At 62.0% G+C, this 16,203-nt stretch carries 16 protein-coding genes; 9 read left to right on the top strand and 7 right to left on the bottom strand.

The features are described 5' to 3' along the window. Positions 1 to 2 precede the first annotated feature (2 nt). Positions 3 to 1,442, bottom strand: a complete 1,440-nt coding sequence (locus AO268_RS07955; RefSeq protein WP_076964556.1) for a cytochrome ubiquinol oxidase subunit I — start codon at positions 1,440 to 1,442, stop codon at positions 3 to 5. 345 nt (positions 1,443 to 1,787) lie between these two features. Between AO268_RS07955 and AO268_RS07950 the strand changes: the two genes are divergently transcribed. Beyond that, entirely contained in the window at positions 1,788 to 3,008 is a 1,221-nt protein-coding gene (locus AO268_RS07950) for an MFS transporter (RefSeq protein ID WP_076964555.1), read from the top strand. Between the two features lie 6 nt (positions 3,009 to 3,014). Here the strand turns inward: AO268_RS07950 and AO268_RS07945 are convergent, their stop codons facing one another. Continuing rightward, the gene (locus tag AO268_RS07945) at positions 3,015 to 3,461 is read right to left on the bottom strand and encodes a DUF4879 domain-containing protein (RefSeq protein WP_099168369.1); all 447 of its coding nucleotides are present in this window, start codon (positions 3,459 to 3,461) and stop codon (positions 3,015 to 3,017) included. 211 nt (positions 3,462 to 3,672) lie between these two features. Between AO268_RS07945 and AO268_RS07940 the strand changes: the two genes are divergently transcribed. Beyond that, positions 3,673 to 4,968: an NCS2 family permease gene (locus AO268_RS07940; protein ID WP_032861840.1), complete on the top strand. Its 1,296-nt coding sequence runs from the start codon at positions 3,673 to 3,675 to the stop codon at positions 4,966 to 4,968. Beyond that, positions 4,965 to 6,044: a tRNA (uridine(54)-C5)-methyltransferase TrmA gene (trmA, locus tag AO268_RS07935; protein ID WP_076964553.1), complete on the top strand. Its 1,080-nt coding sequence runs from the start codon at positions 4,965 to 4,967 to the stop codon at positions 6,042 to 6,044. The genes AO268_RS07940 and trmA overlap by 4 nt, the downstream gene beginning before the upstream one ends. 32 nt (positions 6,045 to 6,076) lie before the next feature. Here the strand turns inward: trmA and AO268_RS07930 are convergent, their stop codons facing one another. Together AO268_RS07930 and AO268_RS07925 are read right to left on the bottom strand one after the other, a co-directional pair. Continuing rightward, positions 6,077 to 6,514: a DUF2442 domain-containing protein gene (locus AO268_RS07930; protein WP_099168368.1), complete on the bottom strand. Its 438-nt coding sequence runs from the start codon at positions 6,512 to 6,514 to the stop codon at positions 6,077 to 6,079. Next, on the bottom strand, positions 6,511 to 6,939 hold the full coding sequence (locus tag AO268_RS07925) for a DUF4160 domain-containing protein (RefSeq protein ID WP_076964551.1): 429 nt from the start codon (positions 6,937 to 6,939) through the stop codon (positions 6,511 to 6,513). Before AO268_RS07925 ends, AO268_RS07930 begins: the two co-directional genes overlap by 4 nt. 286 nt (positions 6,940 to 7,225) lie before the next feature. On the opposite strand from AO268_RS07925, the gene aroQ reads away from it, so the two are divergent. Further along, positions 7,226 to 7,663 (top strand): type II 3-dehydroquinate dehydratase, encoded by a 438-nt coding sequence (gene aroQ / locus AO268_RS07920; protein WP_076964550.1) that lies wholly within the window; start codon positions 7,226 to 7,228, stop codon positions 7,661 to 7,663. Then, the gene (locus AO268_RS07915) at positions 7,660 to 8,514 is read left to right on the top strand and encodes a shikimate dehydrogenase (protein ID WP_099168367.1); all 855 of its coding nucleotides are present in this window, start codon (positions 7,660 to 7,662) and stop codon (positions 8,512 to 8,514) included. The genes aroQ and AO268_RS07915 overlap by 4 nt, the downstream gene beginning before the upstream one ends. Positions 8,515 to 8,560: 46 nt before the next feature. Here the strand turns inward: AO268_RS07915 and AO268_RS07910 are convergent, their stop codons facing one another. After that, complete coding sequence (locus AO268_RS07910; RefSeq protein ID WP_076964548.1) at positions 8,561 to 9,226, bottom strand: TetR/AcrR family transcriptional regulator; 666 nt, start codon at positions 9,224 to 9,226, stop codon at positions 8,561 to 8,563. A 71-nt stretch (positions 9,227 to 9,297) separates the two neighbouring features. Next, positions 9,298 to 11,193: a 3-dehydroshikimate dehydratase QuiC gene (quiC, locus tag AO268_RS07905; protein WP_099168366.1), complete on the bottom strand. Its 1,896-nt coding sequence runs from the start codon at positions 11,191 to 11,193 to the stop codon at positions 9,298 to 9,300. Positions 11,194 to 11,447: 254 nt separating this feature from the next. On the opposite strand from quiC, the gene AO268_RS07900 reads away from it, so the two are divergent. Beyond that, positions 11,448 to 12,782 (top strand): MFS transporter, encoded by a 1,335-nt coding sequence (locus AO268_RS07900; protein WP_099168365.1) that lies wholly within the window; start codon positions 11,448 to 11,450, stop codon positions 12,780 to 12,782. A 1-nt stretch (position 12,783) separates the two neighbouring features. Here the strand turns inward: AO268_RS07900 and AO268_RS07895 are convergent, their stop codons facing one another. Next, the gene (locus tag AO268_RS07895; protein ID WP_076964545.1) at positions 12,784 to 13,662 is read right to left on the bottom strand and encodes a DMT family transporter; all 879 of its coding nucleotides are present in this window, start codon (positions 13,660 to 13,662) and stop codon (positions 12,784 to 12,786) included. Between the two features lie 195 nt (positions 13,663 to 13,857). Here AO268_RS07895 and AO268_RS07890 point away from each other — a divergent pair, with 195 nt between their 5' ends. Genes AO268_RS07890 through AO268_RS07880 form a run of 3 tightly spaced genes read left to right on the top strand, consistent with a single transcriptional unit; the run spans position 13,858 to position 16,183 of the window. Beyond that, positions 13,858 to 14,271, top strand: coding sequence for a hypothetical protein (locus tag AO268_RS07890; protein WP_076964544.1), 414 nt, complete (start codon positions 13,858 to 13,860; stop codon positions 14,269 to 14,271). A gap of 52 nt (positions 14,272 to 14,323) precedes the next feature. Next, positions 14,324 to 15,211: a KPN_02809 family neutral zinc metallopeptidase gene (gene ypfJ / locus AO268_RS07885; protein ID WP_099168364.1), complete on the top strand. Its 888-nt coding sequence runs from the start codon at positions 14,324 to 14,326 to the stop codon at positions 15,209 to 15,211. Continuing rightward, positions 15,212 to 16,183 (top strand): hypothetical protein, encoded by a 972-nt coding sequence (locus AO268_RS07880; protein ID WP_099168363.1) that lies wholly within the window; start codon positions 15,212 to 15,214, stop codon positions 16,181 to 16,183. Positions 16,184 to 16,203 lie beyond the last annotated feature (20 nt).

Raw genomic sequence — 16,203 nt, 5'->3', positions numbered from 1 at the left:
ATTCAATTCCCCTTGTTCAGAGTGTCGCCGTGATCAGCGTCGCCGCTGTCATCGGCTGCCGACAATGGACGCGCCGGGGTACGTTGCTGCCCGGGGCCGCCATGGGCCGGTTCGGTACTGTCGTGGGCGATCGGGCCTTTGCGCACCAGGCGCATCATGTAGCCCAGGCCAGCGCCGAACAGGGCGAAATACACCACCACAAACAGCACCAGGGTGATGCTCATCTGCATCAGGCTGTGGTTGGAAGAGGCATCCGCCGTGCGCATCAAGCCGTAGACCACCCAGGGCTGGCGCCCGATTTCCGTGGTGAACCAGCCGGCCAGGATCGCAATCAACCCCGACGGCCCCATCCACAGTGCCAGGTACAGGAACGGCCGGTTGGTGTACATCTTGTCGCCCTTGCGCAGCCAGAGGCTGAACAGACCGGTGAAGATCATCAGCATGCCCAGGCCGACCATGATCCGGAATGACCAGAACACGATGGTCGAGTTGGCGCGATCCTCAGGCGGGAACTCCTTGAGGGCCGGCACTTGCTTGTCCAGGGAATGGGTGAGGATCAGGCTGCCCAGGTACGGGATTTCCACCTTGTACTTGGTTCTTTCCTCTTTCATGTCCGGCCAGCCGAACAGGATCAACGGGGTCGGTTCATTACCGATGTTTTCCCAGTGGCCTTCGATGGCGGCAATTTTTGCCGGCTGGTGCTTCAAGGTGTTGAGACCGTGGAAGTCACCGATGACCGCCTGGATCGGCGCAACGATCAGCGCCATCCACATGGCCATCGACAGCATGGTACGGATCGCCGGGTTGTCCTTGCCCCGCAGCAAGTGCCAGGCCGCCGAGGAGCCGACAAAGAATGCCGTGGCAACAAACGCCGCCGTGGCCATATGCGCCAGGCGATAGGGGAACGAGGGGTTGAAAATCACCGCCATCCAATCGGTTGGAATGACCTGGCCATTGACGATTTCAAAACCTTGCGGCGTCTGCATCCAACTGTTGGAGGCCAGGATCCAGAAAGTCGAGATCAAGGTACCGACGGCCACCATCACCGTGGCAAAGAAGTGCAGCTTGCGCCCGACCTTGTTCCAGCCGAACAGCATCACCCCAAGAAAACCGGCTTCAAGGAAGAACGCCGTGAGCACTTCATAAGTCAGCAGCGGCCCGGTGACGGAACCGGCGAAGTCCGAGAAGCGACTCCAGTTGGTGCCGAACTGGTAGGCCATGACCAGGCCGGAGACCACACCCATGCCGAAGTTGACGGCAAAGATCTTCGACCAGAAGTGGTAGAGGTCACGGTAGGTATCATTGCGGGTCTTGAGCCACAGGCCTTCCAGTACCGCGAGGTAACTGGCCAGGCCAATGGTGATGGCCGGGAACAGGATGTGGAACGAGATGGTGAATGCGAATTGAATTCGGGCGAGATCTAGCGCCTCCAAACCGAACATAAGTCTTCCTCTGTCAGGTAATACCAGCTGCAGGCGGGGAGGCCTGCACCCACTGCCCCCACGGATATGGAGTGTGGCGAATTGCAATTCGTTCTTTTTATAACCGACCACGTAGGGATTCTGGCCTTTCGGCCACCATGCCAACGCTGCAATCAGCATTGATCTGGATCAAACAACGCTGAAAGAATAGTCCCATTTTTCGGACGGGATGGTGTGGTCTTTTGCCGCGCGACAGGCTGCCCCGGTAAAATGGATGTCTTGCTAAGGATATCTGTATGACAGCAACTATTTGTTACAGGTTGATGCTAATCTCGCCGTTCCCCACGCTCAGTCCAGTCCTCGCCGATGCCCAGTGAAACCCCGCTGCTGTTACGTCATCACCGCCCTTTTATCGCGTTCTGGCTGGCACGGATCTTTACCGCCAGCGGCTTCCAGATGCTCACCGTGGCCATCGGCTGGAACCTCTACCAACTGACCGGTAACGTGCTCGACCTGGGGTTGGTGGGCCTGGTGGAGTTTGTGCCACGGGTGCTGTTCATGCTGCACACCGGGCATGTGGCCGACCGCTACGAGCGGCGCAAGGTCGCCGCTCTTTGCCAGACGCTGCAGGCCTTGATTGCCTTGGCGCTGGTGATTGGCAGCCTGACGGACCATATCACCCGCGAGATGATCTTTATCCTCGCCTTCCTGCTGGGCTCGGCCCGCTCCTTTGAAATGCCCACCACCCAGGCCCTGCTGCCGAGCATCGTGCCCAGCGCCCTGTTCCCGCGGGCGGTGGCGGCGGCACAATCGGCCCAGCAATCGGCCACCATCGTCGCGCCGGCCCTGGGCGGTTTGCTCTATGCCTTCGGCAGCGCCTGGGTGTATGGCCCGACCGTGTTGTTGTACCTGATAGCCTGCGGGCTGACCCTCAACCTGCCGGCACGGCAGACCCCGTTGAACAAGGGCAAGGCCACCCTGGATTCGCTGCTCGCAGGGATCCGTTTTATCCGCAGCCGACCGGACATCCTCGGGGCGATTTCCCTGGACCTGTTCGCCGTGTTGCTGGGCGGGGCCACCGCGTTGCTGCCGGTGTTTGCCAAGGACATCCTGCTAACCGGCCCCTGGGGCCTGGGGCTGCTGCGTTCGGCGCCGGCAGTCGGTGCGCTGCTGATGTCGTTGTGGCTGGCGCGGTTCGCCGTGGACCGGCACGTGGGCCGCGTCATGTTTACCGCCGTCGGTGTGTTTGGCGTGGCGACCATTGCCTTCGGCCTGTCCACCTCGTTCTGGTTCTCGCTGGCGGTACTGGTGGTGTTGGGGGCGGCCGACATGATCAGCATGGTGATCCGCGCCTCATTCGTGCAACTGGAAACCCCCGATGAAATGCGCGGGCGGGTCAGTGCGGTCAATGGCTTGTTTATTGGGGCGTCCAATCAGTTGGGCGAGTTTGAATCCGGGGTGACGGCGCATTGGCTGGGCACAGTGCCCGCCGTGGTGCTGGGCGGGGTTGGCACGCTGGTGGTGACTGGGGTGTGGATCAAGTTGTTTCCGACGCTGGCCAAGCGGGACCGCATGCATACGCCGTAAGTTGCCTCACTGGATACGCAACTGGCTCACCAGGGTATTGCGGGGCGCATTGATCGACGTGTTGCTGTACTCGAACCAGCCTGCAGCGCGGATATCCACGTCAAATATATAGATGTAGCCCATCAATGTACCCGCGCCATTGCAGGCCTGGCTGACGGCGCCGACCTGGCAGATCGCCGTCTTTTGCCCCGCAAGCCGCGCCCCATCAAAGGTGGCGATGGAATTATTGCCCAGCCCCGCTTCCATCACCGAGATCCGCGTCGGCCCACGGTGCTGGCACTGCCGGGTGCTGTCGACGCCCTCGGCGATGGACTCGTTGCACACCTGGGACTGCACCTGGAATACCCGCACCTCGCTCAAGGCCGGTGCAGGCGCGCCCCACGCTGGTGCCGCCGCCAGCCACAGGCCGATACAGGCGAACGGAGCTAGACTCCACGCGATGGCTTTTTTCATGCTTTCGATGACCCTGGACTGAACGTCGACGGAGTATGCCTCAAGGCCACACTCAACAAAACCGAGGCTGGGCGCCACAGGCCGTCGACCTGCTGGTATGATGCGCCGCTTTTTCCGATCCTCTGTAGAAAACACGCAGCGCCTGGCGCAGTTTGTGCTTTGACTTTGAGGTCAACAAATCACGGCGCCAAGCGCGCCACAGGGAGCAGGCATGCTGGAAAAGCTGTTTCAACTCAAGGCACACAACACCAACGTGCGTACCGAGATTCTGGCCGGTATCACGACATTCCTGGCCATGGCCTACATCCTGTTCGTCAACCCGAGCATTCTCGGCGAGACCGGCATGGACAAGGGCGCGCTGTTTGTCGCCACCTGCCTGGCGGCGGCCATCGGTTCGACGATCATGGGCCTGATCGCCAACTACCCGATTGCCCTGGCACCGGGCATGGGCCTGAACGCCTTCTTTACCTACACCGTGGTCCTGCACCTGGGCCATACCTGGCAAGTGGCGCTCGGTGCGGTCTTCATCTCCGCCGTGCTGTTTTTCCTGCTGTCGATCTTCCGTATCCGTGAATGGATCATCAATGCCATCCCCTTGCCCCTGCGCTCGGCGATTGCCGCCGGTATCGGCCTGTTCCTGGCGCTGATCGCCCTGCATAACGCCGGCATCGTGGTCAGCAACCCGGCGACCATGCTGGGCATGGGCGACCTGGCCAAGCCTGCACCGATCCTGGCCACCCTGGGCTTTTTCCTGATTGTGGCCCTGGAAGCCCTGAAGGTGCGCGGCGCCGTATTGATCGGCATCCTGGCCGTGACCATCGCCGCCATCGCGCTTGGCGTCACCCCGTTCGGTGGCGTGGTTTCGATGCCACCTTCCCTGGCCCCGACTTTCCTGCAACTGGATATCGCCGGCGCCCTGGACGTGGGCTTGATCAGCGTGATCTTCGCCTTCCTGTTCGTTGACCTGTTCGACAACTCCGGCACCCTGATCGGCGTCGCCAAGCGCGCCGGCCTGATGGGCAAGGACGGCCACATGCCGAAAATGGGCCGCGCCCTGATCGCCGACAGCACCGCGGCCATGGCCGGTTCGCTGCTGGGCACCTCGACCACCACCAGCTACATCGAGTCGGCTGCTGGCGTGAGTGCCGGTGGCCGCACCGGTTTGACCGCCATCGTGGTGGCGATCCTGTTCCTGCTGGCACTGTTCTTTTCGCCGCTGGCCGCCAGCGTCCCGGCGTTTGCCACCGCCCCCGCCCTGCTGTTTGTCGCGGTACTGATGACCTCCGGCCTGGCGGAAATCGACTGGGACGATATTACGGTTGCCGCCCCGGTGGTGATCACCGCCCTGGCGATGCCCTTCACTTACTCCATCGCCAACGGCATCGCCTTCGGCTTCATCGCCTGGACCGGTATCAAGCTGCTTACGGGCCGCTACCGTGAACTCAACCCAGCGCTGGTGATCCTGTCGATCCTGTTCGTGATCAAGCTAGGCTGGTTCCCCGCATGACTTTTGACGCAGCAAGTTACGCCCAGCAACTGCAAGAAAAGGTCACGCGCTTGCGTGACCTGCTCGCGCCGTTCGACGCGCCCGAGCCGCAGGTGTTCGATTCGCCCCTGCAGAACTTCCGCCTGCGCGCCGAGTTCCGCCTGTGGCGCGAAGACGGCCAGCGCCACTACGCGATGTTCTCCCAGGACGACAAGCGCACGCCGATCCTGATTGAGGAATTCCCCATTGCCAGCCTGCGCATCAACCAGTTGATGCCGCAGCTCAAGGCCGCCTGGCAAGCCAGCGCCGCCCTGAGCCACAAGCTGTTCCAGGTAGAGTTCCTCACCACCCTGGCTGGCGACGCGATGATCACGCTGTGCTATCACCGCCCGCTGGACGAACATTGGCACACCGCGGCCAACAAGCTGGCGGCCGAGCTGAACGTCAGCATCATCGGCCGCTCCAAGGGCAAGCGCGATGTGATCGGCCACGACTATGTAGTCGAGAAGCTCGAGGTTGGCGGTCGCACCTTCAGCTATCGCCAGCCCGAAGGCGCCTTCACCCAGCCCAACGGTACGGTGAACCAGAAGATGCTCAACTGGGCCTATGAAGCCCTGGGCGATCGCAGCGATGACCTGTTGGAGCTGTATTGCGGCAACGGCAACTTCACCCTGCCCCTGGCCACCCGCGTGCGCAAGGTACTGGCCACCGAGATCAGCAAGACGTCGGTCAACGCCGCCCTGAGCAACCTCGATGAAAACGCCGTGGGTAACGTCACCCTGGTGCGCCTGTCTGCCGAAGAACTGACCGAAGCCCTGAACGAGGTGCGGCCGTTCCGACGCCTGCACGGTATCGACCTCAAGAGCTACGCGTTCGGCAGCGTATTCGTCGACCCGCCCCGCGCCGGCATGGACCCGGACACCTGCGAGTTGACCCGACGTTTCGAGAACATCCTGTACATCTCCTGCAACCCGGAGACGTTGGCGGCGAACATTGCGCAACTGCATGACACCCACCGCATCACCCGTTGTGCGATGTTCGACCAGTTCCCGTGGACCCACCATATGGAATCGGGTGTGCTGCTGACCCGGCGCTAACCCCTTAGTGGATGTGGTGAGTATCCACCGGCTCATTCCTCCTTGCGTGGCCGCCCGCCCTTCTTGCCATTGGTACGGGCGGCTTCGGACTTGGCGGCACTGGTCTTACGGCCATTGCGCGATGCCACCATGCTCGCCGCCAGGTCCATCAAGGGCTGGCTCGTGGCGATCAGGCCGGCGATGGACACATGCAGGTCGCGGGCCTCACAGCACAGCGCCTTGCCGCCAAACCCGAGCTCCAGCTGCTGGAAGTCCTGCACAGAAAACCCTTCAAACTCCGCAAGGCCAGCCACCGGCAACAGAATGCGGCTGCCGTCGCTGAAGCCGATGCAGATGCAGTCGTCTTCATAGCCCACGGAGCTGGCATTGGCGTACACCCGCTTGAGCTTGCGCCCACGGGCCACCGCCTTATCGATGGCGGCCTCAGTGAGCGGGACATCGGGCCGTACCTTGGCTTTTACAATTTTCATAACTCAATCTCCACGGATCCTGGCGCCCTCACCAGGTTCAAAATGGTTCGCCGCCCCGCCACATCGTGCCGGGCCTTGGCGATCACGTAGACACCCCGCCGGATGACCAACCCCGGCACGACCTCATCGGCCTCCCAATCCCAGGAATGGTTCTCCAGGCAGACCGTGTGCAGCTTCTCCCACCAGATCCTTCGCGCCCGCGCCAGATAATGCGGCTGCTTCAATGCCTGGCGGATGCCTTCCAGCACCCCACTGGGTGGCCGCCGCCGCTCGGGATCCACATCCCACAACGCCACGTCCCCATGCAGAAAGCTGAAGCAAAAACGCGCATCCCAGTCCTTGCCCCCGACATGTACGTGTGGCGGGCAATGCTCATCCCTGAGCAACACTGCAATCACATGTCCTTTGTAAGTGCCTACTTTCATCGTAACCCATCCGTTAGGTTATTTATCACCGATCGGCGCTTTAACGAGCATCAACCGACAGCCGGCTCCTTCCAATCGCCAGAGCTGCCTCACAGCCTAGTAACGATTGGCACCGCTTCAAATGCCGGGTTGTAACCGCGCGTGCCCCAGCCAATACAGCCCTCACCCACAATTGATCGTTCGTTAATCGAACACTTCCCCTGCGCAGGAGCCCACGCCAATTGACCAAATTAACTATTCAGTACATTTTATTCCCATCCATAAAAACAACACCGGAGACACCCCCATGCCACCTATCGTGCTGGTCCTCAACGGCCCCAACCTGAACCTGCTCGGCACCCGCGAACCGGCCACCTATGGCCACGAAACCCTGGCTGATGTCGCCGCGCTCTGTGGACGCAGCGCTGAACAGCTCGGGCTGAAACTGGAGTTTCGCCAGACCAACCACGAGGGCGAGCTGCTGGACTGGATCCACGGCGCCCGCGCCCGCTGTGCCGGGATTGTGATCAACCCGGCGGCCTGGACCCACACCAGCGTGGCCATCCGCGACGCCCTGGTGGCCAGTGAACTGCCAGTGATCGAAGTGCATCTGTCCAACGTGCATGCCCGCGACCCCTTTCGTCATCACTCCTTCGTCTCGCCCATCGCCAAGGCTGTGCTCGCCGGATTTGGCAGCCACGGCTACCACCTGGCCCTTGAGCATTTGGGGCGGGTGCTCAAATGAAACCATCCATCCTCGCCGGCCTGATCGGCGCCGGCATCCAGGCGTCCCGCACGCCGGCCCTGCATGAGCAGGAAGGCGATGCCCAAGGCTTGCGCTACCTGTATCGCCTGATCGACCTGGATCAGTTGCACCTGGACAGCAACGCCCTGCCCGAGCTGCTCAAGGCTGCCGAGCAGATGAACTTCACCGGGCTGAACATCACCTACCCGTGCAAGCAGGCGATCCTGCCGCTGCTCGATGAACTCTCGCCCGAAGCCCGGGGCATCGGCGCGGTCAACACCGTGGTCTGGCGCGAGGGCAAGCGTATCGGCCACAACACCGACTGCCTGGGTTTTGCCGAAGGGTTTCGCCGTGGCCTGCCGGATGCGGCGCGCCAGCGTGTGGTGCAGATGGGCGCCGGTGGCGCGGGCGCGGCGGTGGCCCATGCGCTGTTGGCCGAGGGGGTCGGCCAGTTGAGTGTGTTCGATGTGGATAACGACCGCGCCCAAAGCCTGGCCGCCAACCTCAACCAGCACTTCGGCCCAGACCGGGCGTACGCCGGCAGCGACCTGGATAGCGCGATGGCGGCAGCCGACGGCCTGGTCAACACCACGCCCATGGGCATGGCCAAGCTGCCGGGCATGCCCGTGCCAGCGGGGTTGTTGCGTGCGGATTTGTGGGTCGCGGAAATCGTCTACTTCCCGCTGGAAACCGAGCTGCTGCGCAGCGCCCGGGCCTTGGGCTGTCGCACGCTGGATGGGGGCAATATGGCGGTGTTCCAGGCGGTGAAGGCCTTTGAGTTGTTCAGTGGTGAGAAAGCAGATGCACAAAGGATGCTCGATCATTTCCAGAGCATGAATACTTCACTGTAGAAGCCAGCTCCCACACAAGCACACCCACATTGAATTCGGCGGTGGATCAGGCCTGTAGGTAACGCAGCACCGATTCGCAAATCATCGCGCGATGCCGCTGCTTGATTGCTTCATCCGACAATTCGATCTGAAAAATCTCACTGAAGGTATGGCGGTTGGACACCCGGTAAAAGCTGAACGAATTGATCAGCAAATGCACATCCAGCGGCTCCAGCCCCGCGCGGAACAGCCCCTGCTCCGCCCCCCGGCGCAAGGTCGCCCCGAGCGCCTCAAGGATATTGCTGTTCATCGCCTTGATCGCATCCGACTGCTTTACGTACTCAGCGTTGTGAATATTCTCGATGCTGACAATCCGCACAAAATCCACATTCTGGTCATGGTGGTCGAAGGTGAACTCCACCAGGCGCCGGATCGCTTCACGGGGTTCCAGCGCGGTGAGGTTCATCCGGGTTTCGGTGTTGCGGATATCCCCGTAGAGCTTTTCCAGGACCTCGACGTACAGTTGCTCCTTACTGCCGAAGTAGTAATAGATCATGCGCTTGGAGGTGTGGATGCGCTCGGCGATGGCATCCACCCGCGCCCCGGAAAGGCCCTGCTGCACGAACTCGACAATGGCCTCTTGCAGAATGTTCTCGCGGGTCTTTTCCGGGTTGTTCTTGCGGCTCTTGCGCGGCGCCAGGGGGGCGTCGGGCAGTTCGGAGGTCGGGGTCATGGTGCGCTCACGGCCATTGATGCAGGTGCCGATTATGGGCCGCCACGTCGTACGAAGGAAGCGCCAGCGCCCTACAACTTGGCCTGACGCAACGCCCCGCTGCGTGACTTGGCCATCGCGGCCAGGCGTACCGCCACATTGGCGGCGCCATAGCCCGCATAACCGTTTTTGCGCTGGATGATCTCGAAGAAAAACCGCCCCTCGAAGGGTTCGGTGTACACATGAAACAACTCACCGCCCTGGGCATCACGGTCGTACAACACGTTGTAGTACGCCAGCTCGCTGAGGAACTGATCGTCGAAATCAAAACGCGCCGCCAGGTCATCGTAGTAGTTGAGCGGGATATCCAGCAGTGGCACGCCCGCCTCTTTGGCCCGGCTGACCTCGGCAAAAATATCCGCACAATCGAAGGCTATGTGATGCACACCGGAGCCACGATAACTGGATAAGGCGTGGGAAATCGCCGTGTTGCGGTTCTCGGAAATATTCAGCGGCAGGCGGATAGAACTGCAGCGGCTGCGCAGCGCCCGGCTCTTGACCAGGCCGTAAGGGTCCGGCAGCACCACTTCATCGTCGGCCTCGAAATCCAGCAGGCTCTTGTAGAACAGCACCCAACTGTCAAGGCTGTCGGCCGGCAGCGCCATGGCCATATGGTCGATGCGCAGCAGGCCGCCGCCACGGGTGCTGGCGGCCTGCAGGTTGAAATCGGTGTCGTAGAACCCGCCGGCATGCGGGTCCACCAGGTAGATCAGGCTGCCATCCGGCGCGCGCACCGCCGCCAGCTCCAGCTCATTGGGCCCGACCAGGCCACGATAAGGCTGGCCCTTGTAAGCCACCGCCCGCTCCAGGGCCTTGGCGCTGTCCTTGACGCGAATCGCCGTGGCGCACAACGACGGGCCATGGGCCTCGAAAAAGTTGTGGGCAAAGGAGTACGGCTCGCAGTTGAGGATCAAGTTGATATCGCCCTGGCGCAGCAGGCTCACGCTCTTGGAACGGTGCTGCCCGGCCTTGACGAAGCCCAGGCGTTGCAGCCATTGGGTCAGCCGGGCGCCGAGGTTTTCATCCACCGCAAACTCGAGGAATTCGATGCCGTCGTACTCGCTGGCGACCGGGGTCTCAAACAGGATGTCCACCGGCGTGGCCTGCTGCGCCAGGCGTTGGCGGGTCTTCTCTTCCAGGTACAGCAATGAGCGCAAACCATCCGCCGCGTTGGCCCGGGTGGGCGCAGCGCGAAAGCCATCGTTGAAAATCTCCAGGGACAGCGGCCCGGTGTAGCCACTCTGGATGATCGGCGCGAGAAAACCCGGCAGGTCGAACTCGCCCTGACCGGGGAAGCAGCGGAAATGCCGGCTCCACTCCAGCACATCCATGGCCAGGAGCGGCGCGTCGGCCATTTGCACGAAGAAGATCTTGTCGCCAGGGATCCGGGCGATCGCCGTCGGGTCGCCCTTGAGTGACAAAGTATGAAAACTGTCCAGCAACACCCCGAGGCTGGGATGATCGATCTCGCGTACCAGTTGCCAGACCTGTTGCCAGGTGTTGACGTGCCGGCCCCAGGCCAGGGCCTCGTAGCCAATGCGCAAGCCACGCCGGCCGGCGTGTTCGGCCAAAAGGCTCAAGTCATCACGCAGGATCGAATGTTCGCCCGTGGAGTCCGCCGAGGCATTGCTGCACACCAGCACCAGGTCGGTGCCCAGTTCCTGCATCAGGTCGAACTTGCGCTCGGCCCGTTCCAGGTTGCGCGCCAGGCGCTCGCGGCGGCACCCTTCAAAGTCGCGAAACGGCTGGAACAAGGTGATGGCAATGCCCAGGTCGGCACACATCTGCCGCACTTCGCGGGGGCTGCCGTCGTAATACAGCAAATCGTTCTCGAAGATTTCCACCCCATCGAACCCGGCCGCCGCAATGGCTTCGAGCTTTTCCGGCAGGGTGCAGCTCAGGGAAACAGTGGCGATGGAACGCTGCATGGGGTGACTCCCGGCAATGAAAGCTGGTGTTGTTTGCGGCAAATTATTGGCCCCCGGCGATAAAGCGGCAATTTAAAATGTACCAACCGGTTAGTTTTATGGGCGATTATCGAACACAATGGCGATTGGCGAATTGACGATTTTTTAGCCGCTGCGCACCATCGAATGCGCATCCAGGGCCGCTTTTTCAAGGCGCAAACCTGTGATCAAGACCCAGAACACACCCTAACAATTTTAAAAAACGGGTACTTCTCATGCCTTCGCAAAACTCCGCCGTAGCCCCGCGCCCCGGCAACCCGCAAGCGGCCATTGGCGACAAGATTCGCGGCGCCCTCGCCGTTGGCAAAACCCGCTGGGGCATGCTGGCCCTGGTATTTTTTGCCACCACCCTGAACTACATCGACCGTGCTGCCCTGGGTGTGATGCAGCCGATCCTGGCCAAGGAGATGAGCTGGACGGCGATGGACTACGCCAACATCAACTTCTGGTTCCAGGTGGGTTATGCCATTGGTTTCGTGCTGCAAGGCCGGCTGATCGACCGGGTCGGCGTCAAGCGCGTGTTCTTCTGCGCAGTGCTGCTGTGGAGCATCGCCACCGGCGCCCACGGCCTGGCCACCTCGGCGCTGGGTTTTATGGTCTGCCGCTTTATCCTCGGCCTGACCGAAGCGGCCAACTACCCCGCTTGCGTCAAGACCACCCGCCTGTGGTTCCCCGCCGGCGAGCGGGCGGTGGCTACCGGGATCTTCAACGCCGGCACCAACGTCGGCGCCATGCTCACACCAATGCTGCTGCCACTGGTGCTGCATGTATGGGGCTGGCAGGCCGCCTTTTTGTGCATGGCGGCACTGGGTGGGATCTGGCTGGTGTTCTGGGGCCTGAAGTACTACAACCCCGAAGAGCATCCGAGCGTGAAGCAATCGGAACTGGACTACGTGCTACAGGAAGTCGAGCCGGAACAACCTCGCGTGCCGTTCAGCCGCATCCTGCGCATGCGTGGCACCTGGGCCTTCGCCATTGCCTACGCCCTGACCGCGCCGGTGTTCTGGTTCTACCTGTACTGGCTGCCGCCGTTCCTCAACCAGCAATATAACCTGGGGATCAACGTGACGCAGATGGGTATCCCGCTGATCATCATTTACCTGACGGCCGACTTCGGCAGCGTGGGCGGTGGGGTTCTGTCCTCGTTCCTGATCGGCCGTGGCATGCCGCCGATCAAGGCGCGCTTGCTGTCGATGCTGCTGTTTGCCTGCTGCATCGTCGGCGTGATCATGGCCGCCGGCGCAAGCCAGCTGTGGGTCGCGGTGTTGGCCATCTCCCTGGCCATCGGCGCGCACCAGGCCTGGACCGCCAATATCTGGAGCCTGGTGATGGACTACACGCCCAAGCACATGATGAGCACAGTGTTTGGCTTTGGCGGGATGTGCGCGGCTATCGGCGGAATGTTCATGACCCAGATCGTCGGCCATATCCTGACCGTGACCCACAACAATTACACCGTGCTGTTCACCCTGATCCCGGCGATGTACTTCATCGCCCTGGCCTGGATGTACTTCATGGCACCGCGCAAGATCCCCACCGTCGTGACCTGATTCAACGCCGCCGCTGCTGCCAGGCTGCGGCCAGGCCGCTCAGACAGATCACCCCGATCCCGACCACCGTGGTCAGGTCCGGGGTGTGATTGAACACCAGCCAGCCCAACAACCCCGCAAACACGATCTGGCAATAGCCGAACGGCGCCAGCAAGGCCGGCGCGGCGAAGCGGAAGGCCTGGGTCAGCATCAAGTGCGCAGTCATCCCACAGGTGCCCAGGGCCAGCATCAACAGGCCATGGCCCAGGGTCGGCACCTGCCAGAAGAACGGCACCAACGCGCTCATCACCAGGGTGTTGCACAGGCCGGCGAAGAAGTTGCTGGTGGTCGGGCTGTCGTACTGGCTGAGGATGCGGGTCAGCAGTTGGTAGAAACAGAAGAACAACGCCGAGACCAATGGCAACAACACCGCCGGGGTGAACAACTCACCGCCCGGATGCACGATGATGATCACCCCGACAAACCCACAGATCACCGCCAGCCACTGGCCCCGCGTCACATGCTCGCCCAGCAGCGGCACCGACAGGGCCGTCACCAGGATCGGCGCGAGGAAGTTCACCGCCGTGGCTTCCGCCAGCGGGATGTAATGCAGGGCGGCGGTGAAAAACAGGCTGGTGCCCAGCAGGCACAAGGCTCTGGCCACTTGCCATAACGGGCGCTTGCTGCGCAGCACGCGCAAGCCCGATTGCGGCAGGAAAATCCCCGCCATCAGCAGTGTATGCACCATGTAGCGGGCCCACACCACCATCACGATCGGATAGAACCCGGCCAGGTATTTGGACAAGGCGTCGTGGCTGGAAAACAGGAACGTGGCCAGCACAATCAGCACGATGCCCTTGAAGGGATGGTTGACGCCGGAAAGTGGGGTGCTGAGAGTCATTGAATTCTCGTGCGTGACAGGCTGAAATGACCGCCGCAAGCAGTGGCACTCAACGCGCTAATCTAGAGCGGGTGGTGCATCGGTCTCAAGAGCATAACCAAACAGCGGGCGATCAGCGCACTAATTCGCCCAAACCCAGTCCAACCCTGCACGCCAGCCTGCCATTGCAGGCTTTTTAACCAAGGCCAATCCCCGATGAAAAAAACCCTGTTGCTGCTTTCGACCCTCGCCCTGCTCAGTGCCTGCGATAAAGCCCCCCAGGCGCCCAAGCCGGCGCCGCCTTCGGTACAGGCGAGCCTGGTGCCAGAAACCCTGCCCACCGACAAATGGGTCGGCAAATGGATCGGCGTCGAAGGCCTGCACCTGACCGTCAGCAAGGACGACAGCATCGGGCGCGGGCATTACCTGCTGACCATGCAATACGGCCTGGATGCCGATGCGGCCGGCACCTTCAAGGGTCAGGCTGGCGAAGACGGCATCCTCTTCAACCGCCCGGACGGCCCACAGGTGCTGCGCGCCGGCAATGGTGCCGCCACCGGTTTGAAATGGCTGGCGGATAAAAAAGACTGCCTGGTGGTCAACACGGGCGAAGGGTATTGCCGCGAATAACGGCCATACTCAATCACGGCGCTAACAACACGATCATCAAGAGGATTGCCCCATGCTATGGAAAAAGGGTCGACGCAGCGACAACGTGGTCGACGCGCGCAATGACGGCGGCGATGGCGGCGGCATGCGCTTTGGGGGTGGCAAGGGCCTGAGCCTGACCGCCATTGTGCTGATCGTCGGAATCGGCCTGCTGACCGGCCAGGACCCGATGCAGATCCTCGGGCAACTGAGCGGCCAGATGACCGAGCAGGCCCCTTCGGTCAGCCCGCAAACGCGCCAGGCGCCGCCGGCCAATGATGAGCAGGCGGATTTCGTGCGCGCGGTGCTGGGCGACACTGAAGACACCTGGGGCCAGGTGTTCCAGGAAAACGGCCTGGCCTACAAGAACCCCAAGCTGATCCTGTTCCGTGGCCGGGTGAATTCCGCCTGTGGCGGCGCGACCTCGGCCAGTGGCCCGTTCTATTGCCCGGCCGACCAGCAGGTCTACCTGGACCTGGATTTCTTCCGGGAAATGTCCCAGCGCTTCCAGGCGGCCGGCGATTTTGCCCAGGCCTATGTGATCGCCCACGAAGTCGGCCATCACGTGCAAACCCTGCTGGGGATTTCGTCAAAAATCCAGGTGGCGCGCCAGCAAGGCCGGCAGATGCAAGGCGATGGTGGCCTGCTGGTCCGCCAGGAGCTGCAAGCCGACTGCTTCGCCGGGGTCTGGGCCAACCGTGCGCAAAAGCGCCTGAACTGGCTGGAACCGGGCGATATCGAAGAAGCGCTGAACGCCGCCAACGCCATCGGCGATGACCGCTTGCAGCAACAGGGCCAGGGGCGTGTGGTCCCCGACTCGTTCACCCACGGCACCTCGCAACAGCGGGTTCGCTGGTTCAAGACCGGGTTTGCCCAAGGCCAGATCTCCCAATGCGACACGTTTACGGCCAAGAGCCTGTAAATGAATAAACGCTGCGGATGGCTGCTGGGCGTGATGATCACCAGCGCTACCCAGGCCGCCGGGCAGGCGGTCAAGGTGGTCAGCCCCGAGCGCTTTTCTCTGCAAGCCGGCGACCTGAGCCTGGGCCTGAGCCAGGACTGGCGCCAGCCGCTGCCACAAATCACTCGCGCGTTGATTATCGTGCATGGCCGGCTGCGCAACGCCCAGACCTACCTCAACAGTGCCGAAGATGCAGCGGCCCACGCCGGGCAAGGTGCCAATACCCTGGTAATCGCGCCGCAGTTTCTCAACGAGGCCGATAGCCAGCGCCATCATCTGGGCGATAGCGTTTTACGCTGGCACGGCAATGGGTGGATGGCTGGCGAGGCGTCAATCGGCCATGACCAGATCAGCTCCTACGGGGCCCTGGACCAGATCATCCAGCACCTGGGCAACCGCACACTGTTCCCGGCCCTCAAGGCAATAGTGGTCGCCGGGCATTCCGGCGGCGGCCAGGTGGTGCAGCGCTTTGCCCTGACCGGCCATGCCCACCCGGCCCTGCAAACCGCCGGGATCAGCCTGCGCTATGTGATCGCCAACCCGTCGTCCTACGCCTACTTCAGCCCGCAACGCCCGGTGCCGTTTACCCCGGCCAGTTGCCCGGACTTCAATGCCTGGAAATACGGCCTGCAAAAGCTGCCGGCCTATGCCAATGGCCAAAGCCCCCAGCAACTGGAAAAAGCCTACGTCGCGCGCGATATCACCTACCTGCTGGGCCAGCAGGACACCGACCCCAACCACCCGGCCCTGGACAAGAGCTGCGCGGCCGAGGCCCAGGGCGCCTACCGGCTGATTCGTGGGCACAACTATTTTGACTACCTCAAGCTGCGGCATCCGCAGTTGAGCCAAAGGTTGGTTGAAGTGCCTGGGGTTGGGCATGATGGCGACAAGATGTTTACCTCGCCGCAGGGGCAGGAAGCCTTGTTTCACTAACCGCCCTGGAAAAACCCAAT

Origin of the sequence: Pseudomonas sp. ICMP 8385 (assembly GCF_002699915.1) — a bacterium.
Lineage (GTDB): Bacteria > Pseudomonadota > Gammaproteobacteria > Pseudomonadales > Pseudomonadaceae > Aquipseudomonas > Aquipseudomonas gessardii.
Note: the sequence above shows the minus strand (reverse complement) of the source record. Positions and strands in the feature narration are given on the sequence as shown.